The following is a 21,751-nucleotide window of genomic DNA, read 5'->3' on the forward strand; positions in this document are numbered from 1 at the left end:
TGACTGAATCGTCGGAACATATCCATGCGCTACGTACTGCTTCTCCTTACCTTGTTAACCGCCGGATTTTCCGTCTGGTACTATCAAAACCGCATTTCCCCGGAAGGAAAGGAACTGGCCGCCCAAAAAACAACATTGGAACAGGAGGCCGCAATATTGGAAAAAGCCGTTATCCAATCCCGAAAGAAGCTGGATGATGCCCAGGATGCCACCCGGGCGGCGGAAGAAGACATAGAGAGATTCCAGCAAGCTTATCTCCAACAAAAAAGGCAACAGCATCAGGAAATCCAGGATTCCGCCTACCAAAAAAGCGTGGCGGACCAGCAGGAAGAAGTGAAGGAACACGACCAAAAGATTGACCGGCTGCGCCGCCGCATGAAAAGGCAAAGGGAAAGCACCAAATCCGCCAGGGAGGAACTGCTCCGGAAAAAGGAGGGAATGAGAACCCAGCTTGACAGGCTGACCGATCAGCAGAGGAGCATTCAGGCGGAACTGGAACAGGCGGAACGCGAACTGGCCCAAAAACGGGAAGAGGCCAAAAGCAGGAAGAAATTGTCCGGGATTGCCCCTCAGAAGGGAAATATTTCCGAACTTCAGACACAGATGAACCTTATCCGCCAGAAAACCGCAGCTGCTAAGGAAAAAATGAAAGCCGTAGATGCGGCGCTGGAAACTCTGGAAGAAAAGTCTGGCAAACAGGAACGCCTGATGCAGAAGGCGGAGGAGAAACTCACCCAACAGAAAAACAAGGTTCTGGCCGACGATGACCGGGACGAATCCGCTGTCCCGGAACCGGGCGATGAAGACTTGCTGGCGTCTGCCGAATACAGGGAGCTGTCCAGAGATGTACGGAAAACTCTGGAACAGGCCCGTAAAAAAGAAGAACAGGCATCCCGGGCCTATGACGAAGCCCGCGCGGCCATGCGGAAAGTCTCCAGGGAAGAAGTGAAAAAGCTGGCAAAGAAGGAAAAAGACCATGCCTCCTTTCAGAAGCTGTTCACGGGTGCAGCCTCCGTCGCGGGATTTATCCTGCTCCTGTTCACGGGTGCGGCCTTCCGCAGCAGCAACAGTTGAACGTCTGCCGGAAAATGAAATGCACGGAGAACAAGGAAGCACCCGCCTGCCCTCAGGGAGTCGTTGACGGACGGCAGGGATATGATAGTCTCAGGCCAGCCTGATCATGCTCACACTGGCCCAGATTCACGGACAACCGGAAATTTTCCATTCCATTCAGGGGGAAGGAGTCTCCCAGGGAACACCCTGCGTTTTCCTGCGTCTGGCAGGCTGCAATCTGGCCTGTTCCTGGTGTGATACGGCGTATTCCTGGAACGGAACGGTTCCCGGAGTGCGCCTCGCGCCTGAAAAGGCGGCTGAACTGGTGCTCCATTATCCATGCCGCCGCCTGGTCCTGACCGGAGGGGAGCCGCTCATTCAGCAAAAGGCGCTTCCCGCCCTGCTGCGCCTGTTGCCGGATCATGCCGTGGAAATGGAAACCAACGGCACCATCATGCCGGATACGGAACTGCTGAAACGCGTCACGCAATTCAACGTATCTCCCAAACTCCCCCATTCAGGCAATAACGACGTTAAGACTTGGAAACCGGATATCCTGCGCTGTCTGGCGGGTACGGAGAAAGCCTGGTTCAAATTCGTCGTGGCGTGCGAGGACGATGTCAGGGCCGTTCTGCAGCGGGCTTCCGAAGCGGACATTCCCCCGGAACGAATTCTGATCATGCCCCTGGCCTCCACACGGGATGAGTTGAACGCCATGCGTCCGCAGGCGGTGGAATGGTGTCTCCGCTACGGTCTTCGTTTTTCAGACCGTCTGCATATCGCCATCTGGAACAGCAAAAAAGGCGTTTAAGCACGCTCCTGACTCATCAGGAAAGACAAATGCTTCCCGCTTTTCCGGCCGGAATTCCGCAAGCCTCCAAGGCTCTGCGCCATCGGGAAACCTACGCTTTCTGTTTCAAATCCAGCAGCATCTGGGTATTGCTGGGGTATTTGTTCAGGAAAAACAGGAACCGTTCCATGGCTTCTACGGGTTTATGCCCGGCTAAAGCGCGGCGGATCAGATTCATCTTGTACAGCCATGCTTCCGGCATAATGAGCTCTTCCCTCCGCGTCCCCGATTTCAGAATGTCCACGGCCGGGAAGATATATTGCTCCGCAATGCGGCGGTTCAGCACAAGTTCCATATTGCCCGTCCCCTTGAATTCCTGGAAAATCAGGTCATCCATGCGGCTGTTGGTTTCCACCAGGGCGGTGGCAATGATAGTCAGGGAACCGGCCTGGCGCGTATTGCGGGCGGCGGCAAAAAGGCGCCGGGGCATTTCCAGAGCGCGGGCATCAATGCCGCCGGACATCGTGCGGCCGCTTCCCTTGTCAGCGTTATTGTAGGCGCGGGCCAGGCGAGTAATGGAATCCATCAGCAGGAAAACATGCTGCCCCGCCTCTACAAGCCGTTTGGCGCGTTCAATGCAAAGTTCCGCCATGCGGCAGTGATCGCGCACCCTTCCATCATTGGAAGAAGCGTATACTTCAGCTCCGGGGAGGGAACGTTTAAACTCCGTCACTTCTTCCGGACGCTCGTCTACCAGAAGCACCATCAGGTGAATGGAATCCCTGTAATTCTCCAGAATGGCTTCCGCCATGTGCTGAAGCAGCGTCGTCTTCCCTGCGCGGGGCGGAGAGACAATCAGGCCGCGCTGGCCGCGCCCGATTGGAGCAATCAGATCCAATGTGCGGGTGGTGTAACGCTCCGGCCGGGTTTCAAAAGAAATGCGCTTATTAGGATTGACCGCCTTGAGCTCTTCAAAGTGCGGGTTCTTGCGCGCTCTCTCCGGAGCAACCCCGTTAACGGAGGCAATTTCCGTCAGAAGAATGCCGCGGTCATGACGGCAGGCCTGCCCATGCACCCACACGGCAGGACGCAGACCGAACCTGCGGATCATATCCTGCGGCACATAAACGGCTTCCGCAAAAGCGTCAAAATCATTATCCGGCTTCCTTAAAAAGCCGAACCCCTTATTCGTAATTTCCAGCAACCCGTCCACCGGTTCCGGCGGCGCCAGTTCACGGGGGGCGCTGTTCTGTGGGGTTCCGCCCTCCTGATTATTATTCCAGCGGTTTTTAACCCGGTCATTGCCGTTTCTGCCATTGCGGCCATCCTGGCGGTTATTCCGGTTTTTGTTGAAACGGTCGTTGTTATTCCGGCGGTTCTGCCTGTCAAAACGCTGCCTTTGCGACTCATTTGTCCGACGCGGCTCCCGGGCGGCATCTTCGGAAAAATCCGCCGCACCTTCCTGCACCACCTTGATGGACGGAACGGAAGCATCCGCCTCCGGCTCCTGTTCCCTCGGTTTCCTCACAAATCTCTGGCGAATAACCTTCGGCCTGCCTTCTGCGGGCTGCTCCGGAACAGAATCGGAAGAATCGGAAGCCGGCTCGGCAGGCGCCGCATGAACGGCAATTTCCGCCTCAGGGCCGGCTGAATCACCGTTCTCCGGAGCAACAGCCTTGGCAGCACGCCTGCGCACCGGCTTGACGGCGGCTTCCGTTCCGGAGACAATCGCAGAGCCGTCAGTTTCCGGAACCTCCTCCACAGGCTTCTTGCGCGGGCGTCCGCGCCGGGGCCTGGCAGGAACATCCTGCGCTTCTTCCACCGGGATTTCAGCACTGCTCTTACGGGAAGTCTTCTTCCCCGGCACATCGACACTTTCCATCCCATCATCCGCCAATTCAGCAACCTTCTTCCTTATCGTCCGCTTGCGGGGCGCCGGGGAAGAATCCTGTTCCGTCCCGGGCACTTCCGCAGCAGTCTGGGGCTTTACCGGAGCTTCCGCCGCAGACTTGGTTTTGCGGATAATACGTTTTTTGGGCGCCGGCTCCGGAGAAACCTGTTCCGGAGTCAAATCTGGGGGGGTATCAGACATGGAAAAGAAAATTGAACTGCAACAACAGGCGTCTCCTGAAGGACAACAGCGTTAACCAAGCTGCTCAAGGATTTCTTCCGCCACATCGAAATTGGAGAAGACGTTCAGCGCGTCATCATAGTCGTCCAGCGCTTCATACAGGCGCAGGGCGGCCTTTGCCGTTTCCAGATCATTAATCACGGAAGCATTCTGCGCCACGGAAATCAGCTTCATGGAAATTACCGTATGTCCGGCTTCACGCAGGGCGGCGCACACGTTGTTCAACTCCGTTGGGCTCGTAACAAACACCCATTCATTGTCGGAATCCCCCTGTTCCACATCATCCGCGCCGCATTCCAGCGCCAGATCCATGGCGGAATCCTCCGTAAGACCTTCCGCCATGATGCGGGCCTCTCCCTTGCGTTCAAACTGGTAAGCCACGGAACCGGGCGTACCGATGCTGCCTCCGTTTTTGGTGAACAGGGTACGCAGCTCGGAAGCGGAACGGTTTGTGTTGTCCGTCGCCACTTCAATCAGGAAAGCCGTGCCTGAGGGGCCGTAGCCTTCATAGGTAATCTCCTGGATGGTAGCTCCTCCCAGTTCCCCGGTGCCTTTTTTGATGGCGCGTTCAATATTTTCCTTGGGGGTGGACACGGCCTTGGCTCCGTCAATGGCGGCGCGCAGGCGCGGATTCAGATCAGGATCTCCGCCGCCGCTTTTGGCGGCCAGCATGATTTCATGGGCAAAGCGGGCAAAAACCTTGCCCTTCTTGGCGTCTTCCTTAGCCTTAACGTACTTGATCTTAGACCATTTATTATGTCCTGACATAGAATTGGGAATAATAGTAAGTGTAGGTGAAAAGAGACAAACTAACAAGTGGAACTGTTCTGCAACCCGGGGAACACATTGTCATTTGCAAATACCACGCAGGAAGGGAATCAGGGTGCGGCCATCCGTAAATATATTACAGGTACCGGATACTCTGCCGGGGAACACGCCGCGCACCTTCAGGAGCTCCGGCTACCTCTTGGCAGTCACTCTCAACACACGCAAAATAACGTATTCCCCAGCATTGGCAATACTTTTTTAGGTCACGGCAACCGGCTGCTTTCAGAGTTATCTTCTACCGCCTTCAATTAATTTTTAATATATTTTGATTATTTAAAATAATAAATACTGTTTCTTTAATAGTGAAAATAAAAAAATATATCCGCACAGCAGGCTCCTGTTACGCATCCAGCCCTGATGGTGCAGGGGGTGATTCCGTCATGGGCCAAAGCCTGAGTTCTAACGCCGCCTCTGTTATCATTGACTAAGAAAGGGAGGCGGGCTTAGATATGCCCTTCTTTCTTTTTCCCTGTCTTATGGAACAAGCAGCGCACCAGGAAAAATCACATGCGGCCCTTTCCTCCGTCCTGTGGTCCGCCTTTTTAACGGTCATCAAGCTCTGGGCCGGCATTGTAACCGGCAGCCTCGGCATCATTTCCGAAGCCCTGCACAGCGGGCTGGACCTGATGGCTGCGGCCATGACTTTTTACGCCGTAAAAGTGGCGTCCCGCCCTGCGGACGAAAGCCACCCCTACGGGCACGAAAAGGTGGAGAATCTTTCCGCCCTGGCGGAAACAGCCCTCCTTTTAGTTACCTGCGCCTGGATTGTCTGGGAGGCTGTGGACCGTCTGTTCTACAATGAGGCGGAGATTACCCTCACCTGGTGGGCTTTTGCCGTAGTGGCCGTCTCCCTGCTGGTAGATGTGAACCGTTCCGCCATGCTCCGCCGGATAGCCAAAAAGCACAAAAGCCAGGCCCTGGAAGCGGATGCACTTCACTTTACCACGGATATCTGGTCTTCCGCAGTCGTGCTCCTGGGTCTTTTCTGCATCTGGCTGGCCCATCTGGTCCCTGCGGAATCAGCCTGGCACGGCCTCCTGGAGAGGGCGGATGCCATTGCGGCCCTGTTTGTGGCGGCTCTGGTTTGTTCCGTGGCTTTCGGCCTTGCCAAACGTTCCATCCACGCCCTGATGGACGGCGGTTCTTCCTCCCTGACGCGGCAGGTGCTGGACGCCATGAAAAAGAATGCCCCGGATTATCCGGTCAAACGCATCCGCCTGCGTGACGGAGGCTCGCGCATCTTTGTAGAGCTGGATGTGGAAGCGCCTGCGGAACTGCACGTGGATGACGCCCATGATGTGGCGGAATCCATTGAAGGCATTGTAAAGCATGAATTGCCGGAAGCGGACGTCATCGTCCATATCGAACCGGCGCGGGAGAATCTTTCCAATATGGAGCCGGACATGATTATCCACCGGCTGGCCTTGCGCCACCATGTCCGCATTCACGGTTTTTATGCAGGCCACGGCAAACAGGCCCCCTGTTATTTCATGGATGTGGAAATTCCGGCGGATTGGCCCCTGGAACGCGGCTACCATGTGGTGGAGGCTTTCAGGGATTCCATTCTGCATGAACTCAAGCCGGAAAAGGTAATTTGCCGCATTGAACCGGATTGCCGCGACATGGAAACAGGCGCCATTGCGGAACAGGTTTCTCCGGAAGAAGTGCGCCTGAAGGTAAATCTCATTCTCCAGCAGCACAGAAACATCCGCAAGATCCTCAAGCTGGACCTGACCAGGGAGGCCAATTTCCCAACCTTGACCTGCGTGTGTTCCGTGGACGCCTCCCTGACTATCCGGGAATGCCACCAGATCGCCTCGCAGCTGGAAAACCAGATAGAAAACGCACTACACCACCTAGGGCGCGTTACCGTCATTCTTAAACCGTCCAAGCAGAACAGAAATTGAATGACTGTTGCCGGATTCCCGTAAAAACATGTTCCGAATCCGGGAAGGAGAAACGGTTTCCATTCCGGGCATGGGAACCTCCGCCCGGACAAAGCGGAGCCAACGATTATGAATGGCCCGCAACGGAAACTCCGGGCATTTCCCTGTCCAGCTCCGCGCGAATGCGCTGGCGCTCGGAAACGATCTGTTCGTCGTCCGCACCGCCTTCCCGCAGGAAATATTCCGCCATGGACAGGGCTACTTCCGATTCCGAGGAAAAAACCTGGGAAGCGCCGGCTTCCTTCAGTATATCCACGTCCCTCATGTACTTGGTGTGAATCATCACGTCAATATGAGGGTTAAGCTCCAGAGCCACGCCTACTATCTCCTTGGCGTCCGGAATGGAAGCGGAGAGAATCAGGCTTTCCGCATATTCAATGCCCGCATGGCGCAGAATTTCCCGCTGGCTGGCATCCCCGTAAACAATATCCCCTCCCTGCTCCCGTATAGCGGTAACCGTGTCTATGTTCATTTCCACGATGATGACTTCCACCCCGTTGTCATTCAATATCCTCTTAAGAATGCGCCCCGTGGGGCCAAACCCTACCAATACCACGCGCCGCGCATCCGGAGCGGGCAAGGCCATGCTGTTCACGCCCCCCGGGTCCGCAAGCCCTATGCCGCGTTTTTGCAGCCATTTGACTGCAGGTCCAATCTGCCGATACAGGATGGGATTTAAGGAAATGGAGACGACAGCCGCCAGAATGATGGCCTGATTGGCATCCGGAGGCAGGATGTTGTACATGAGACCTATTCCGGCGAGAATGAAAGAAAATTCACCCACTTGAGCCAAGGCCACGGATACGCTCAGCGCCAGCGGCACCGGCCGCCTCAGGCAACGAACAACCACATAAGCCGCCAGCGGCTTGCCGATCATCACCACCCCCAGCGTTGCCAGGGCCAGAGGCCAGCAATCCCCCACGGACATCGGGTCAAACATCATCCCCACGGAAACGAAGAAGAGAACCGCAAAAGCATCCCTCATCAACATGGCTTCCGCCGCCGCGCGCGCGCAGAAGTCCGACTGGCCTACAACCATCCCCGCCAAAAACGCCCCCAAAACCATGGAAGCGCCAAAGAATTCCGCGGAGCACACCGCCACGCCCAGCGCAATGACCAGCACAGCCAGCGTAAACAAGTCACGCGCGCCCGTTCGGGCCACGTACCGCAGCACCAGCGGAATGACTTTTTTCCCGGCAAACAGCGTCAGGGCCACCAGCAGGGCCAGCTTGACGAACATCCAGCCAAGCTCGGAAAGAATGCCGCCCCAGTCTCCGGCGCCGCTCTGGCGCGCTTCCATCACGGCGGGGATGAGAACCAGCAGCAGAATGGTAAACAGGTCTTCCACTACCAGCCATCCCAGGGCCACATGGCCGCCGGGCGTATGGAGGTTCTGGTTGTCTTCCAGCACCCGCGTCAGCACTACGGTACTCGCCACGGAAATCGCCATGCCAAAAACCAGTCCAGAAATCGCGGACCATCCGAACATCCACCCGACCAGCACCCCCAGCACGGTAGCCACGGATATCTGCACAACGGCTCCCGGCACGGCCACTTTTTGCACGGCAATCAAATCCTTCAAATGGAAATGGAGCCCCACCCCGAACATCAGCAGGATAACGCCCAGCTCCGCGAATTGTTCCACCGTATGGGAATCCGCAACAAATCCCGGCGAGTACGGCCCTACCGCCACCCCGGCCAGCAGGTAGCCCACCAGCGGGGATAAATGCAGTTTTCTGGCAATAAGGCCGAAAAGAAGGGCAGCGGCCAATCCGCCGACAAAAGTGAGAATAAGGCTGAAATCGTGATCCATACGCGCGTGACAGGGATAAGGGGTATTCTTGACCGCCAAGTCGTTTTTACGCTATCGCGTTTTATTTTCCCTCACAAGAACGCATTGCGCCGCATGGAAATGCAGTCGCACTTTTTGCATGAAAAATGGCCCCGGCAAATTTTCATCATATCCTATTTGCGACCGCTCCTAATTTAATTTTCCCATACGGGATTCCTATCAAACGTGTTAGTAAAATTCGTCCTGTTCATTCCCGGGAAGCTGCCGGGTCATTGTCCCGCACTGGCGGTCGGACAAATGCCCATACATCACCATCGGCAATTTTTACATCCTGCTGCCGGACAACGGAAATAATCCGCCGGCCCGGAAAATCCAAAGCAGGAACGCCCGCCGGGCAGACACTTTCGTTTTCAGGCTCTTCCATACTCCATGCCCATACCCCTGAACTTGGAAAAATTGATAAAATACCCCCAATTCCATTTGAATTTCCAGGAAATTAATTTATTTTATATTGGAAATAATTGATTTTTTCAAATCTATGACTGAAGATGCCATATTCAAGGAACAGTGGAACCTTCTTAAGAAGGAGATGGCAATGGGAGACGCTCATCTCCAGCAAAGGCTGGAACAGTTCATTTTCCGGCAATACGGCCGGGCGGTTCTGACGCATTACATTAAAGCCCTTTCCGTCCTGGAGCTCAGCCGCCATTTCTACCTGCGGTTCCGCAGGAGGAGCCGTGCCGTAACGGAACCCATTCTCTACTGGACCGTGCTTGCGGAAACAACCATCCACATGACGCTGGAGGGAGTAAAAGACATGCACCCCTTCATCTCCCTGCCGGCACGTGCCGGCGCAACCTTCCAGCTTGACATGTTAAAAGACTGCTACCTTCTTTATTTGAGGGACCGGGGATATCCCTGCTGGCCCAGGGCCTCCCGCAGAAGCTGCATCATCCGGAACAAATGGAACGCTCCGGAACTGGAAGCCGCCTATTTCCTCCGGTTGTGCCAGAACAGCACGGACCGTCATTATGCCAACGTGATGAATATCCTGCTGGAAGAAATACTGCACATGCTGATTACCCTCCGCCAACTCAGGAACCACGGAAAAAACCTGCTGGAACTCAGAAGAAGCCGGAACTCCAATTCTTCCCCGGGCGGCGTTCCGCCGCCGTCCCTCCGCCCGCAGCACCCTCCGGAAGACAGTCTTTAAAACCATCCGCGCTTTTTCCAAAGGATACTTGAAAAAACCGCCGGGACCTTACAAAATCAACATGCAGTCTCCATAGGAGAAAAATCTGTACCGTTCCCGGATGGCTTCCAGATAGGCTTTCATGACCAGCTCCCTGCCCGCAAAGGCGCTGACAAGCATCAGCAGCGTGCTCTGCGGCAAATGGAAATTCGTGATCAGGGCGTCCACCACCTTGTAGTTGTAGGGAGGATAAATGAAGATGTTCGTTGAACCGGAACACTCCCTCAACGGCAGACCTTCCGCCGTTGCCACATGTTCCAGCACCCGCACGCTGGTGGTGCCCACGGCAATAACCCTTCTGGCGTTATTGACTGCCCGGGCAGCGGCTTCAGGAAGAAAAAAATGCTCCGTATGCATCTGATGGTCTTCTATCCTGTCCGCCTTGACGGGACGGAATGTTCCTACCCCCACGTGCAGGGTTAGAAAATCGTGGGGGACGGATGCCAGCAGCTCCGGCGTAAAATGCAGCCCGGCCGTAGGAGCGGCAATGGCCCCTTCATGCCTGGCGTAAACGGTCTGGTAACGCTCCCTGTCGGATGGGTCGCTTTCCCGGTTCATATAGTGGGGAAGAGCCAGACGCCCGTATTTTTCCTCATCCACTTCCCGGTCAAACCGGATAAGGCGGTACCCTTCCTCATCAATGCCTTCCACGGTGCCCACCGCCTCTCCGACCGCAACCGTACGCCCAAGCTTCATTTTGCGTCCGGGGCGCACCATGCACTTCCACAACAGGGGATTAAGAACCTCCGCGCGTACTATTTCAATGGAACCGTCGTTGGAAAAATATCTTGCCGGAACCACCCTGGTATCATTCAGGATAAAATGATCCCCTTCCCGCACATATTCCGGCAAATCGCAAAAATGCCTGTGCTCAATCATGCCCGTATCCCGGTGAATGACCATCATCCGGGACGCGGAGCGGTCCGGAAGGGGACGGTCCGCTATCAGTTCTTCCGGCAGCGGATAATCAAAATCAATGGTGCGCACGGCCAAGTGCATTGCCACGAATCCTCCGAAAGGTCAATACCTTTAAACCGCAGGTAACACAATTATATCTTTACCCTGCTTCGGTTCATATGGTATGGAAGGATACATGAACAACCTGCTGTCAGCAAACATTTCCAACGCAACCGCCTGGGGGACCATTCTGGTCGTCGTCCTCGTCATCTTTCTGGTCATCTTTTTCGCCATCATCGCCAAATTCTTCAAGACATGGCTGCGCGCCCGTCTGGCGAAAGCGCCCGTCTCCATGAGCAACATGCTGGGGATGTGGCTCCGGAAAGTGCCCTATCCCCTGGTGGTGGACACCCGCATTACGGCCGCCAAGGCGGGCCTGGACATCAGCACGGATGAGCTGGAGGCCCACTTCCTGGCCGGCGGCGACATCGTGGACTGCGTGCTTGCCCTGATTGCGGCGGAGAAAGCCGGCATTCCGCTGAGCTACGACCGCGCCTGCGCCATTGACCTGGCCGTGAAAGGCACTTCCAAGACCGTGCTGGAAGCCGTGCGCACCTCCATCAATCCCCGAGTCATCGACTGCCCGAACCCCAGCTCCGGCCAAACGCGCCTGACGGCGGTGGCCCGTGACGGCATTGCAGTGGCGGTGCGCGCCCGCGTAACGGTGCGCACCAACCTGGATCTCTTCGTAGGGGGCGCCACGGAGGAAACGGTGGTCGCCCGCGTCGGGGAAGGCATCGTCTCCGCCGTGGGTTCTGCCCCCTCCTACAAGGATGTTCTGGAAAAACCGGAGGTGATCTCCCGTACCGTAAGCGACAAGGGGGTGGATGCCGCCACGGCGTTTGAAGTGCTTTCCATTGACATTGCGGATGTGGATGTAGCCGGCAATGTGGGCGCCCGCCTCCAGGCCGAGCAGGCGGAAGCGGACAAACAAATCGCCCAGGCCAAAGCGGAAGTCCGCCGCGCCGCCGCCGTAGCCACGGAACAGGAAATGGCTGCAAAAACGCAGGAAATGCGCGCCAAGGTGGTGGAAGCGGAAGCCCAGATTCCCATGGCCATGGCGGAAGCCTTCCGCAACGGCAATCTGGGAGTGCTGGACTACGCCCGTTACCAAAACGTGGTGGCTGACACCAAAATGAGAGATTCCATCGCTCAACCGGATACGCCTCCCTCTTCCATCAAATAAATAAATTCCCTGGTTTCCGGAAAGGCCTGCTTTTTCCGGAAACCTTTATCCTTTATGGATTTACTGGCATACATGCTCGCCTCCGGAGGCGATGACAATAGCCTGAAACTCTGGTTCTGGCTGATTGTCGGGGTGATTTTCCTCATCAAAAAAGCAATCGAATTGTTGAAACCGGATGAAAAGGATGAGGAACCGTCCGTTCCGGACACGGAGAACCATCATGAAAAACGCGTAAGGGAAGTCATTGCGGAAATGCGCCGGGCAACCCCGCAGCCACAGCAAACCCAACCTGCCGCACCGGCCCGCGCACCGCGGCCCTCAGCCCCTCCTGTAGAGCTTCCCTCCCCCGCCGTGGCCCGCAAACCGCAGCCGATCCCGGCGCCGGCGGCTGCACAACCCGAGGAAACAGCCCGGCAGACGGCGCAAAATGTACTGGAACGCTACGTAAAAGCTACGGAAGAAGCCCGGCAATCCATGCGCTCTCTTTCCGATGCGGAACAGGCGGCTCTGCAACGTTTGCAAAAGAGGGAGATGAAGGAACATCTGCCCGACCTTCTTCCGTCATCAGCCGCAGTGGAATCTCCTTCCCTGAAAAATTCCCTTCACCACCCCAAATCCCTGAAAGCGGCTATTCTTTATCAGGAAATCCTTGGGAAACCCAGAGCATTACGAAACGCATCCTTCAGCGGTGAATAAAGAATGGCCCTTCCCGGGCCATGTTCCGTTCAGCCGTCATGCTGCCCCCCCTCTTATTCATTCTCCCTTGCCTGAAAAGGTAAGCGGAGGTACCCTCCATCCCGCAATGACAGACACACCTTTGCAGATAGCCGGACGCCAGTTCACCTCCCGCCTGATGGTGGGAACGGGAAAATTTCCTTCCAATGAAAGCATGAAAGAAGCTCTGGAAGCCTCCGGCGCCCAAATTGTGACGGTGGCTCTGCGCCGGGCGGATCTGACGGGTTCCCACGATCCCGCCGCCAATATTCTGGATTTCATTGAGCCGGAAAAATACCTCCTTCTCCCCAACACCAGCGGAGCGACTACGGCAGAAGAAGCCGTACGCCTGGCGCGCCTGGCGGCAGCAGCCGGGTTGCCCAACTGGATCAAGCTGGAGATTCACCCGGACGCTCAGTACCTGATGCCGGACCCCATTGAAACGCTGAAAGCGGCGGAAATCCTGGTCAGGGAAGGCTTCACCGTGCTTCCCTACATTAACGCGGACCCCGTGCTCGCCAAACGCCTTCAGGAAGCCGGAGCGGCGGCCGTCATGCCTCTTGGCGCCCCCATCGGCACCAACAAGGGAGTGCTGACCCGGGAGTTGATTAACATCATCATTGAACAGGCTATTGTCCCCGTGGTGGTGGACGCGGGGCTGGGAGCGCCCAGCCACGCGGCGGAGGCTCTGGAAATGGGAGCGGATGCCGTGCTCGTCAATACGGCTATCGCCGCCTCCGGCTCTCCCTCCGCCATGGCGGAGGCGTTCGCCCTGGCATGCCGTGCCGGACGCATGGCTTATCTGTCCGGCCTTCCCGCCGTTTCCTCCAAAGCTACAGCCACCAGCCCCCTGACTTCCTTCCTGCATTAAAAGGCCGGGAAAAAGCCCCGGTTTTCTCCCGCACCCATGGGTCAAGAAACTCCGGGAACATTTTTCGCAATCTTCCTGCGTATTAGGAATTCCAGGATGAAGCAGGCGGCTACAAACAACACAATCAACGGAATCAGGTAAGGCTGGCTGAAGAACATCTGGTAAAAGAACGCCCCCAGAATAAACAGCATCAGAAGAAAGCCCAGGATGATAAGCAGCGCATTTCCCTGAGTCTCTTTCCGGAGCCGCCAATGGGCGACGAACACCGCCAGGTAGCTGATCAGAAAACAGGCCCCCGCCAAATTGGCGATGGCTACCAGGTTAAAGGCATTCGTCATCACCAGAATCCCCAGCAAAAGATAGAAAAAACCCTCCGTTCCGTGGCCCCAGAAAGGCTGTTTAAAAATAGCTCCCAGCTGGCCGTTGCGCGCCAGAGCCCGGGAAATGTCCAGCATGCTGAACATGGTGGCATTAATGGCTGATGCCGTGGCAATGAGAGCCGCTACGGATACGGCCATGAAGCCCCACATGCCCAAAACCGGATAGGCGGCCTGCGCTACGGCCGTTTCCGTATGGCTTTCCAGGGAAGTAGCGGGAACGTTGGACAGTACTACGTAGGAGAGTATCAGGTACAGGGCCAGCACAAGGCCAATAGCCATAAAAATGGCTCTTGGCAGCGTCCTGGAAGGATTTTTCAGATTGCCCGCCGTATTGGCCATCATTCCGTAGCCGGCAAATGCGAAAAATGTCAATCCCACGCTGCCCAGCAAACCGTCCAGCCCTTTCACCGGAATGGGATCCGCGCCCACAGGCACGGAAGAACCGAAGCTGGCAAGCATTAAAACCGTCAAAATCAATAATTTGAATGCCACCATGATTACTTCCGACTTTCCAACGGCCCTGGCTCCCCCCATATTCAATGCCCCCAGCAGCAAAATAGCCACGCTGGCAAAAAGGGCCGTGGAATAAATGGTGACTGCCCTGTCCGGTAAAAACAGGCGGGACGCATAGGCTCCAAAGGATTTGGCCACCAGGGCCACGGTAATGACCAGCGTTCCCAGGTAAATAAGGGTCAGTGCGCCGGACAGGGTCTTATGGGAAAAAGCCTCGTTGAAATAATCCATAATTCCTCCGGAACCGGGATAACGGGAACCCAGTTTGGCGTAGGTGTACCCGGAAAGCAGGGCAGCAACGCCTCCCAGAATAAAGGACCAATATACATTTTTTCCCGCCATCAGGGTCGCCTGCCCCATGAGGGCGAAAATTCCCGCTCCCACCATGGACCCTATTCCTAATGCAATGACGCTCCACAGGGACAGATATTCTTTTGGGGCCTTCCCGTACATAAGGGATTTAGAGATACTACAGGAATGAAACGTTGACCTTTCCGCACGGGATGACACGTCCTGCTTATTCATCCGTCCTGCAGCCCCATCATGACTATTCCGGCACGGCTTTCCCCTTGAACCGTCCGTTGTCGGCATGTAGGGTACGGCTGATGATCAAAACCGCCATTTTTGATTTTGACGGAACTCTTGCCGACACCATACCCCTGTGCCGGGAGGCTTTTCGCCGCGCTATCCGGAAGCTGGACGGCAGAATATTGACGGATGAAGAAATCGAACGCCAATTCGGCCCGGACGATCTGGGAGTTATCCAGAAATTGATTCCCGGGAAACCGGAACTGCATGAACGCGGCAGGGAACTATTTATCCACTATTACCGCAAGCTGCACGCAGACCTGGCTCCCGCCCCCTTTCCCGGAACAGCCGAATTGCTGAGCACTCTCCGCAACCTCGGCATTCGGCTGGCCATGGTCACAGGCAAACGCCTGGAAAGCGCAGAGATATCCCTCCAGTTTTTTCATCTGTCCGAATTTTTTCCTATTCTGGAAACAGGCTCCCCGGAGGGAGGCGTAAAACCGGACCGCATCAAACGGGCTTTGTCCCGTCTGAATGCCGTCGCCTCAGAAGCCATCTATATTGGAGACGCCCCCACAGACGTGGACGCATGCCGCTCTGTCCCTATCCGCATTCTCTCCGCAGGATGGGCCGAGGAGGCGGACATCAACGGCCTCAGGGAAAAAAAGCCGGACTTTCTCCTGACCCGTTTTGAAGACCTGGAACGTTTCTTCCGGGAACATCATGAAAATGAAGGCCTTTAAGATTGCAATCCTGCAGAAAACAGGCTATCATTACCCACCCCGTTAATATCAATCCTTCCATGACTTTTCAGAAAGAATCCGGAAAAGAGGGCCTGAAAATTCTGCTCATGCTCGCCAGCGTCATTATCATCACGGCCGGGCTGCAGGCGGGAAAACCGGTGCTCCTGCCCATCGTTCTATCCGGCTTTCTGGCAATCGTCAGTTATCCGCTGACGACTTTTTTCAAGAGCCGTCTTTGCTTCCCGCACTGGCTGGCAGTGACTTTCACGGTCATCATGGACTTTGGCATTCTGGTGGGCCTGGGCTATCTGGCCCAATACCTGGGGCAGGATCTGGCCAAAACGGTCACGGTCAAATACCAGCCTCTTATGATGGAGAAAATCCATGAACTCCGCGCTTTCCTGATTGAACAGGACTGGAACAACCTGGCTGACCAGATGCTTCAGGAACTTCCGGACCTGCTCAACGGCCAGCGCATCGTGGCGTTTTCCACAGGGGTGATGGGGCAGTTAGCTTCCATGCTGACCTTCACCACCCTGATTCTGATCCTGATGACTTTCTTCCTGGGGGAAGCCCCCCGCTTCCGGGCGAACATCAATAAACTGGGGCATAACAGCGACACAGGCATCCGCAAATTCTCCAAGGCCCTGGCCGGAGTTCAGAAATATCTCATTATTAAAACCTTCATCAGCGCAGTTACAGGGCTTCTGGCTTTCCTGCTTTGCTATTACATGAACGTGGACTTTCCGCTGTTGTGGGGCATCGTGGCTTTCGCCCTCAACTTCATTCCCACCTTCGGCTCCATCATCGCGGCTATTCCCCCCACGCTTCTCGCCATGCTTCTGATCAGCCCGACTGCGGGCATCATTGTTGCCGGCGGCTACCTGGTGATTAACACAGCCCTGGGAAACTGCCTGGAACCCATGCTGTTGGGACGACAATTCGGCATTGTGACCAGTATGGTTCTGCTCTCCGTCATCTTCTGGGGCTGGGTATGGGGCCCCATCGGCATGCTGCTGGCCGTACCCATTACCATGTTGATTAAACTCGGGCTGGAAAGCTCCAAGGATCTCGCCTGGATCGCCCAGCTCATTGACAACCCTCCCACTCCCAGATTCCCTCTCCCCCCTCTCCATTCCGGGAAAACCAACGAAAGCACAACCAAGGAATAATCCATGCATTCATTCGCTTACAAAAACGGCACGCTCTACTGTGAAAACGTCAACCTTCAGGAACTGGCGGACAAGGAAAGCACACCCCTGTACGTTTATAGCAAACAAACCATTTTAAACCACTTTCACCGCCTCAGGGAAGCTCTGGCACCGCTTAACGCGGAAGTGGCCTACGCCGTCAAAGCCTGCTCCAACATCGCCATCCTGAACCTCATGGCCCGCAACGGGGCGGGATTCGACATCGTCTCCGGCGGAGAACTCTTCCGTGTCCTCAAAGCCGGGGGAGATCCGTCCAAATGCACTTATGCCGGCGTAGGAAAAACCGAGCAGGAAATCCGTTATGCCCTGGCCCAGGGCATTTATTGCTTCAATGTGGAATCCGAAGCGGAACTGCGGGCCATTAACGCCATTGCCGCCTCCATGGGAGTCAAGGCTCCGGTGGCCGTGCGCGTCAATCCCAACGTAGAGGCGGGAACGCACAAATACATTACTACCGGCAAGGCTGAAAATAAATTCGGCGTGGACTTCGAACGCATTGAATCTCTTTATGAGATGGCGGCCCGCGAACTTCCGAACCTTCATCTGAAAGGGTTGCAAATGCATATCGGCTCCCAGCTTACCCAGGCGAAACCCTTCCTAGAAGCCGTCAGGAAAGTCGCCCCCCTGGCTGCTTCCCTGAAAGAAAAACACGGCATTGAATTTTTCTCCATCGGAGGAGGAATTGGCATCGTTTACCAGGGCACGCTGGATTCCGGCGTTCAGGAATGGTGGAATGAGGACTGCGCCCAGCTCACGCTGAGCACTTACGCCCAGGCCGTCGTCCCCACCCTGCAACCTCTGGGATTACACATCATTGTGGAACCGGGCCGTCTTATCGTAGGAAATGCGGGAGCACTCATCACGCGTTGCCTGTATGAAAAAAACGGGAAAGCCAAAACCTTTAAAATTGTGGATGCAGGGATGAACGACCTCATCCGCCCCGCCCTCTACCAGGGCTATCATGAAATTATCCCGGTCAGAGAACACCCCTCCGGATCCTGCGTCACAGCGGATGTTGTGGGTCCCATTTGTGAATCCGGAGACTTCCTCGCCCAAAACAGGGACATGCCGGACGTGCGCCAGGGAGAACTCCTGGCCGTACTGTCCGCCGGAGCCTATGGTTTTTCCATGTCTTCCAACTACAATTCACGGCCTATGGCGGAAGAAGTCCTGGTGGACGGGGACCAATGGAACGTCATTCGCAGCCGCCAAAGCTGGGAAGACCTCATCCGGGGAGAATCCATTCCGGAATAACACCCCCATCCCTCCCATCTTTAGAATGCCCTTCCAGCGGTAAAACGAAGGAGGGGCATTTCCTTTCAACCGTACTGAATGGAAAGCAAGGCGGAATTTTCAAGTCCGCCAAGCCACGCGGAGCTTCTTTCCGGAGACGCCGCATGCTACTGCCGTACGGGCTCCGGCGGACCGGTCCGGCCGTAAGTCACAATGATTCGAACATGAACATGTCCCGCAAGAGCGCTGCAACCCCGGCGTGCGCCTGAGTTCAGCCTTGCCCTCCTGAAAAAAAACACCTATCATATCCCCGTTATGCCAATAGCCACACCAGAACAATACATTACCATGCTTGAAACGGCCAAAAAGGAAGGCTACGCCTATCCGGCCGTTAACGTGACCACGATCGAAGTCATCAACGGCGCTCTCCGCGCTTTTTCCGAAGCCAAAAGCGACGGTATCATTCAGGTTTCCATCGGTGGCGGCAAATTCGCCTCCGGCAGCTCCGTAGGCAATTCCGCCCTTGGCGCCATTGTTCTGGCGGAAGCAACGCGTCGTCTGGCTGAAAAGCACAACGTTCTCGTAGCCCTTCACACGGACCACTGCCAGCCCGAACACGTGGATACTTTCCTGCGTCCTCTGATTGCCGAATCCCGCCGCCGCGTGGAACGCGGTGAAGCCCCCCTCTTCAATTCCCACATGCTGGATGCCTCCACGCTTCCCATGGCGGAAAACCTCAAGCTTTCCCGGGAACTGCTGAAGGAATGCGCCGAACTGGGCATCGTTCTTGAAATCGAAATCGGCGTTGTGGGCGGAGAAGAAGACGGAGTGGACAACTCCGGCCATCCCGCCGACAAGCTTTACACTTCTCCGGAAGATATGCTGATGACGTATGAAGCCCTCGCGCCCCTCGGCAAATTCATGCTGGCCGCCACTTTCGGCAACGTGCACGGCGTGTACAAGCCCGGCCACGTCAAACTGAAACCCAGCATCCTGCGGGACGGTCAGGAAGCCGTGGTAGCCAAACACGGAGAAGCGGCTCGCATGCCCCTCGTCTTCCATGGCGGTTCCGGTTCCGAACTTTCCGATATCCGCGAAGCCGTTTCCTACGGCGTCGTCAAGATGAACATCGACACCGACACGCAATACGCCTTCACCCGCCCGATCGTCTCCCACATGTGCGAACACATCAACGGAGTGCTCAAGATTGATGGCGAAGTGGGCAACAAGAAGGATTACGATCCCCGTTCCTATCTTGCCAAGGGTGAAAAGGGAGTCGCCGCCCGCCTTCAGGAAGCCGCCGACAACCTTATGTCCGCCGGCAAGACCCTCTTTGGCAAAATCTAAAAAGAGTTCCCTCAACGAGTTTAATGCCATGCCCGGTTTCTTAAAAGAAACCGGGCATTTTTTCTGGAAAAACCCGCCAACAGGGTAAGGCGGGAAACGCTTTCACCGAGTATTTATCCCTCTGAGACGACGGGAAAACGAACCGTTCCCCGTCTTCTTCTTTTCTGTCCCCTGGGCTTCTCCGATTACGGGACCATTAACCCGCATTCTTCCGCAAGGAAACCGCTGCGGACAAATAAAACGATAGCCGCACAGGAAAAACCGGAATTATTCATAACAGAACAAGGCCATTCCTCCGCTCAGCGGACCGCAGGGAACCCGGCAGCGCGGCCCTACCCCGGCGCCGCTTTGAACACAGAAGCCTTTCCCCAGCGCTCCAGGAACCTTAATTTCCTGCTTTGCGGGATTCCCTTACGCGGTCATTGGCGTTCAGGATGCGCTTGCGCAGACGGATAAAATGAGGCGTAGCCTCCACCAGTTCATCAGGTTCAATGTACTCAATGGCACGTTCCAGAGAAAAAATGACGGGAGGGGAAAGCTGGATGCCGTCTCCCTTCGTGGCTGAGCGGATATTGTTCAAATGCTTTTCCTTGCACGGGTTGACCGGCATATCCATCTGCCGCGGGTTTTCGCCTACAATCTGGCCTTCGTAAATATCTTCCTGCGGCCCCACAAACAGACGCCCGCGTTCTTCCAGCGCTACCAGCGCGAACGGAGTGGAAACGCCCGTCTCCATGGAAACCAGGGTGCCGGTGGTACGCGTGGTGATGTCCCCGGCATAAGGCCCGTAATCCCGGAACAGGTGGGAGAAAATACCGTGGCCGGACGTCAGATTGACCAGCTCAAATTCAAAACCGATAATACCGCGGGTGGGAATATAAGCCTGAATAAAAGTATGGCCCGTGCCTTCCCTGCATACCATGTCTTCCATCTGTCCCTTGCGGGCGTGAAGAAGCTTCATGACGCCGTTGGCATGTTCGTCCGGAACTTCTACGTACATCGTTTCATACGGTTCCGTAAGGCGGTCGTTTTCATCCCTCTTCATGATCACGGTGGGACGGGAAACGCACAGTTCATAATTTTCACGGCGCATAGTCTCCACCAGCACGGCGATCTGCATGGCGCCGCGGGCGGAAACGGAGAAAACGCCGGCCTTGTCCGTATCCTCCACCTGGATGGAAATATTCGTCCGCATTTCCCTCATCAGGCGGTCGCGTATCACGCGGGAAGTCACATTCTTGCCGTCGCGCCCTCCGAAAGGCCCGTTGTTGATGGAAAATTCCATGGAAATGGTAGGAGGATCAATCGCCACGAATGGAAGGGGCTCCGTATCCGCGGAACCGCCCAAGGTTTCCCCGATATTGACGTTTTCAAACCCCGCCACCCCTACGATGTTGCCTGCCACGCCGATGGCCGAATCCGTAGTGCTCAGGCCGGAATATTCAAACATGCGGGTCACTTTTCCGGAAATGCAGGAGCCGTCGCTCTGATGGAGCCACACGGTGTCCCCTTTCTTCACAGTGCCGGAGGTAATGCGGCCGATAGCCACACGGCCCACATAATCGTCCCAGTCAATATTGGAAACGAGCATCTTGAATTCACCCTCCGGATCGGCATCCTTCGGAGCGGGGATATGTTCCACAATCTTGAATAAAAGAGGAGTGCAGTCCACAGGAGGTTCCCCCTCCATGGAATTCATGAAGTAACCGTCGCGGGCGGAACCGTACACGAAAGGGGCTTCAAATTGTTCATCCGTGGCGCCCAGCTCCAGAAAAAGCTCCAGCACCTGGTCATGCACGGCGGCGGGATCGGCATGCGGACGGTCGATCTTGTTAATGACGACAATGGGCATCAGCCCTTCCTGAAGGGCCTTGCGGAGCACAAAACGCGTCTGGGCCTGCGGCCCTTCAAAAGCGTCCACCACCAGAAGCACGCCATCCACCATTTTCATCACGCGCTCCACTTCCCCGCCGAAATCCGCGTGTCCGGGAGTATCCACAATGTTGATCGTGTATCCATTCCAGAGGATGGATGTATTCTTGGCCTTGATCGTGATGCCTTTTTCACGTTCCAGATCCATGGAATCCATGGCGCGTTCCTGCACGGCCTGGTTGGCCCGGTAGGCGCCTCCCGCCTGCAAAAGTTGGTCAACCAGGGTCGTCTTCCCATGGTCAACGTGAGCGATGATGGCGAGATTGCGGAACTTGGAAGGATCTGACATTGCGCGCGAGAGCTAAAAACACCGGAAAATAAATGTCAAGTCTGCTCCATGAATA

General features: G+C 55.7%; 17 protein-coding genes. 11 read left to right on the forward strand and 6 right to left on the reverse strand.

The annotated features are described in order from the left end of the window. Positions 1 to 24 precede the first annotated feature (24 nt). A complete protein-coding gene (locus AMUC_RS03840; protein WP_012419758.1) occupies positions 25 to 1,074 on the forward strand; it encodes a coiled-coil domain-containing protein in 1,050 nt (349 codons plus the stop codon). Between the two features lie 106 nt (positions 1,075 to 1,180). Continuing rightward, positions 1,181 to 1,864: a 7-carboxy-7-deazaguanine synthase QueE gene (locus AMUC_RS03845; protein WP_012419759.1), complete on the forward strand. Its 684-nt coding sequence runs from the start codon at positions 1,181 to 1,183 to the stop codon at positions 1,862 to 1,864. Between the two features lie 91 nt (positions 1,865 to 1,955). On the opposite strand, the gene rho is transcribed toward AMUC_RS03845, so the two are convergent. Together rho and AMUC_RS03855 are read right to left on the reverse strand one after the other, a co-directional pair. After that, positions 1,956 to 3,935 (reverse strand): transcription termination factor Rho, encoded by a 1,980-nt coding sequence (rho, locus tag AMUC_RS12325; RefSeq protein ID WP_012419760.1) that lies wholly within the window; start codon positions 3,933 to 3,935, stop codon positions 1,956 to 1,958. A gap of 51 nt (positions 3,936 to 3,986) precedes the next feature. Further along, complete coding sequence (locus AMUC_RS03855) at positions 3,987 to 4,742, reverse strand: YebC/PmpR family DNA-binding transcriptional regulator (protein WP_012419761.1); 756 nt, start codon at positions 4,740 to 4,742, stop codon at positions 3,987 to 3,989. Positions 4,743 to 5,278: 536 nt separating this feature from the next. Here AMUC_RS03855 and AMUC_RS03860 point away from each other — a divergent pair. Beyond that, entirely contained in the window at positions 5,279 to 6,709 is a 1,431-nt protein-coding gene (locus AMUC_RS03860) for a cation diffusion facilitator family transporter (RefSeq protein ID WP_012419762.1), read from the forward strand. Between the two features lie 106 nt (positions 6,710 to 6,815). Here AMUC_RS03860 and AMUC_RS03865 read toward each other — a convergent pair whose 3' ends face one another. Then, on the reverse strand, positions 6,816 to 8,561 hold the full coding sequence (locus AMUC_RS03865) for a cation:proton antiporter (protein WP_012419763.1): 1,746 nt from the start codon (positions 8,559 to 8,561) through the stop codon (positions 6,816 to 6,818). Positions 8,562 to 9,078: 517 nt separating this feature from the next. Between AMUC_RS03865 and AMUC_RS03870 the strand changes: the two genes are divergently transcribed. Then, positions 9,079 to 9,753, forward strand: a complete 675-nt coding sequence (locus AMUC_RS03870; RefSeq protein ID WP_012419764.1) for a hypothetical protein — start codon at positions 9,079 to 9,081, stop codon at positions 9,751 to 9,753. Between the two features lie 48 nt (positions 9,754 to 9,801). On the opposite strand, the gene queA is transcribed toward AMUC_RS03870, so the two are convergent. Next, on the reverse strand, positions 9,802 to 10,791 hold the full coding sequence (queA, locus tag AMUC_RS03875) for a tRNA preQ1(34) S-adenosylmethionine ribosyltransferase-isomerase QueA (RefSeq protein ID WP_012419765.1): 990 nt from the start codon (positions 10,789 to 10,791) through the stop codon (positions 9,802 to 9,804). 94 nt (positions 10,792 to 10,885) lie between these two features. Between queA and floA the strand changes: the two genes are divergently transcribed. From floA to AMUC_RS03890, 3 genes are all read left to right on the forward strand, one after another. Next, positions 10,886 to 11,935 (forward strand): flotillin-like protein FloA, encoded by a 1,050-nt coding sequence (gene floA, locus AMUC_RS03880; RefSeq protein ID WP_012419766.1) that lies wholly within the window; start codon positions 10,886 to 10,888, stop codon positions 11,933 to 11,935. Between the two features lie 54 nt (positions 11,936 to 11,989). Next, complete coding sequence (locus AMUC_RS03885) at positions 11,990 to 12,631, forward strand: hypothetical protein (protein ID WP_012419767.1); 642 nt, start codon at positions 11,990 to 11,992, stop codon at positions 12,629 to 12,631. A 106-nt stretch (positions 12,632 to 12,737) separates the two neighbouring features. Beyond that, positions 12,738 to 13,520, forward strand: coding sequence for a thiazole synthase (locus AMUC_RS03890; RefSeq protein ID WP_012419768.1), 783 nt, complete (start codon positions 12,738 to 12,740; stop codon positions 13,518 to 13,520). Positions 13,521 to 13,561: 41 nt separating this feature from the next. Here AMUC_RS03890 and AMUC_RS03895 read toward each other — a convergent pair whose 3' ends face one another. Further along, complete coding sequence (locus tag AMUC_RS03895; protein WP_012419769.1) at positions 13,562 to 14,866, reverse strand: APC family permease; 1,305 nt, start codon at positions 14,864 to 14,866, stop codon at positions 13,562 to 13,564. Positions 14,867 to 15,018: 152 nt separating this feature from the next. Between AMUC_RS03895 and AMUC_RS03900 the strand changes: the two genes are divergently transcribed. From AMUC_RS03900 to fbaA, 4 genes are all read left to right on the forward strand, one after another. Further along, positions 15,019 to 15,684 (forward strand): HAD family hydrolase, encoded by a 666-nt coding sequence (locus AMUC_RS03900; RefSeq protein ID WP_012419770.1) that lies wholly within the window; start codon positions 15,019 to 15,021, stop codon positions 15,682 to 15,684. Between the two features lie 59 nt (positions 15,685 to 15,743). Next, the gene (locus AMUC_RS03905) at positions 15,744 to 16,856 is read left to right on the forward strand and encodes an AI-2E family transporter (protein ID WP_012419771.1); all 1,113 of its coding nucleotides are present in this window, start codon (positions 15,744 to 15,746) and stop codon (positions 16,854 to 16,856) included. Positions 16,857 to 16,859: 3 nt separating this feature from the next. Beyond that, positions 16,860 to 18,149 carry a diaminopimelate decarboxylase gene (gene lysA / locus AMUC_RS03910; RefSeq protein WP_012419772.1) on the forward strand — a complete coding sequence of 430 codons (1,290 nt, stop codon included), beginning with the start codon at positions 16,860 to 16,862 and terminating at the stop codon, positions 18,147 to 18,149. Between the two features lie 294 nt (positions 18,150 to 18,443). Further along, positions 18,444 to 19,475, forward strand: a complete 1,032-nt coding sequence (gene fbaA / locus AMUC_RS03915; RefSeq protein WP_012419773.1) for a class II fructose-bisphosphate aldolase — start codon at positions 18,444 to 18,446, stop codon at positions 19,473 to 19,475. 385 nt (positions 19,476 to 19,860) lie between these two features. Here fbaA and typA read toward each other — a convergent pair whose 3' ends face one another. Next, on the reverse strand, positions 19,861 to 21,696 hold the full coding sequence (gene typA / locus AMUC_RS03920) for a translational GTPase TypA (protein ID WP_012419774.1): 1,836 nt from the start codon (positions 21,694 to 21,696) through the stop codon (positions 19,861 to 19,863). Between the last annotated feature and the right edge of the window lie 55 nt (positions 21,697 to 21,751).

The sequence above is a fragment of the Akkermansia muciniphila ATCC BAA-835 genome (assembly GCF_000020225.1).
Taxonomy (GTDB): Bacteria; Verrucomicrobiota; Verrucomicrobiia; order Verrucomicrobiales; family Akkermansiaceae; genus Akkermansia; species Akkermansia muciniphila.

Bases quoted from the DNA above. Each gene is read 5' to 3' on its own strand.
- fbaA (WP_012419773.1), top strand. From the start codon at position 18,444: ATGCCAATAGCCACACCAGAACAATACATTACCATGCTTGAAACGGCC.
- AMUC_RS03845 (WP_012419759.1), top strand. From the start codon at position 1,181: ATGCTCACACTGGCCCAGATTCACGGACAACCGGAAATTTTCCATTCC.
- floA (WP_012419766.1), top strand. From the start codon at position 10,886: ATGAACAACCTGCTGTCAGCAAACATTTCCAACGCAACCGCCTGGGGG.
- AMUC_RS03865 (WP_012419763.1), bottom strand. From the start codon at position 8,561: ATGGATCACGATTTCAGCCTTATTCTCACTTTTGTCGGCGGATTGGCC.
- queA (WP_012419765.1), bottom strand. From the start codon at position 10,791: ATGCACTTGGCCGTGCGCACCATTGATTTTGATTATCCGCTGCCGGAA.
- AMUC_RS03840 (WP_012419758.1), top strand. From the start codon at position 25: ATGCGCTACGTACTGCTTCTCCTTACCTTGTTAACCGCCGGATTTTCC.
- AMUC_RS03885 (WP_012419767.1), top strand. From the start codon at position 11,990: ATGGATTTACTGGCATACATGCTCGCCTCCGGAGGCGATGACAATAGC.
- rho (WP_012419760.1), bottom strand. From the start codon at position 3,935: ATGTCTGATACCCCCCCAGATTTGACTCCGGAACAGGTTTCTCCGGAG.
- AMUC_RS03860 (WP_012419762.1), top strand. From the start codon at position 5,279: ATGGAACAAGCAGCGCACCAGGAAAAATCACATGCGGCCCTTTCCTCC.
- AMUC_RS03855 (WP_012419761.1), bottom strand. From the start codon at position 4,742: ATGTCAGGACATAATAAATGGTCTAAGATCAAGTACGTTAAGGCTAAG.
- AMUC_RS03900 (WP_012419770.1), top strand. From the start codon at position 15,019: ATGATCAAAACCGCCATTTTTGATTTTGACGGAACTCTTGCCGACACC.
- AMUC_RS03870 (WP_012419764.1), top strand. From the start codon at position 9,079: ATGACTGAAGATGCCATATTCAAGGAACAGTGGAACCTTCTTAAGAAG.
- AMUC_RS03890 (WP_012419768.1), top strand. From the start codon at position 12,738: ATGACAGACACACCTTTGCAGATAGCCGGACGCCAGTTCACCTCCCGC.
- typA (WP_012419774.1), bottom strand. From the start codon at position 21,696: ATGTCAGATCCTTCCAAGTTCCGCAATCTCGCCATCATCGCTCACGTT.
- lysA (WP_012419772.1), top strand. From the start codon at position 16,860: ATGCATTCATTCGCTTACAAAAACGGCACGCTCTACTGTGAAAACGTC.
- AMUC_RS03895 (WP_012419769.1), bottom strand. From the start codon at position 14,866: ATGTACGGGAAGGCCCCAAAAGAATATCTGTCCCTGTGGAGCGTCATT.
- AMUC_RS03905 (WP_012419771.1), top strand. From the start codon at position 15,744: ATGACTTTTCAGAAAGAATCCGGAAAAGAGGGCCTGAAAATTCTGCTC.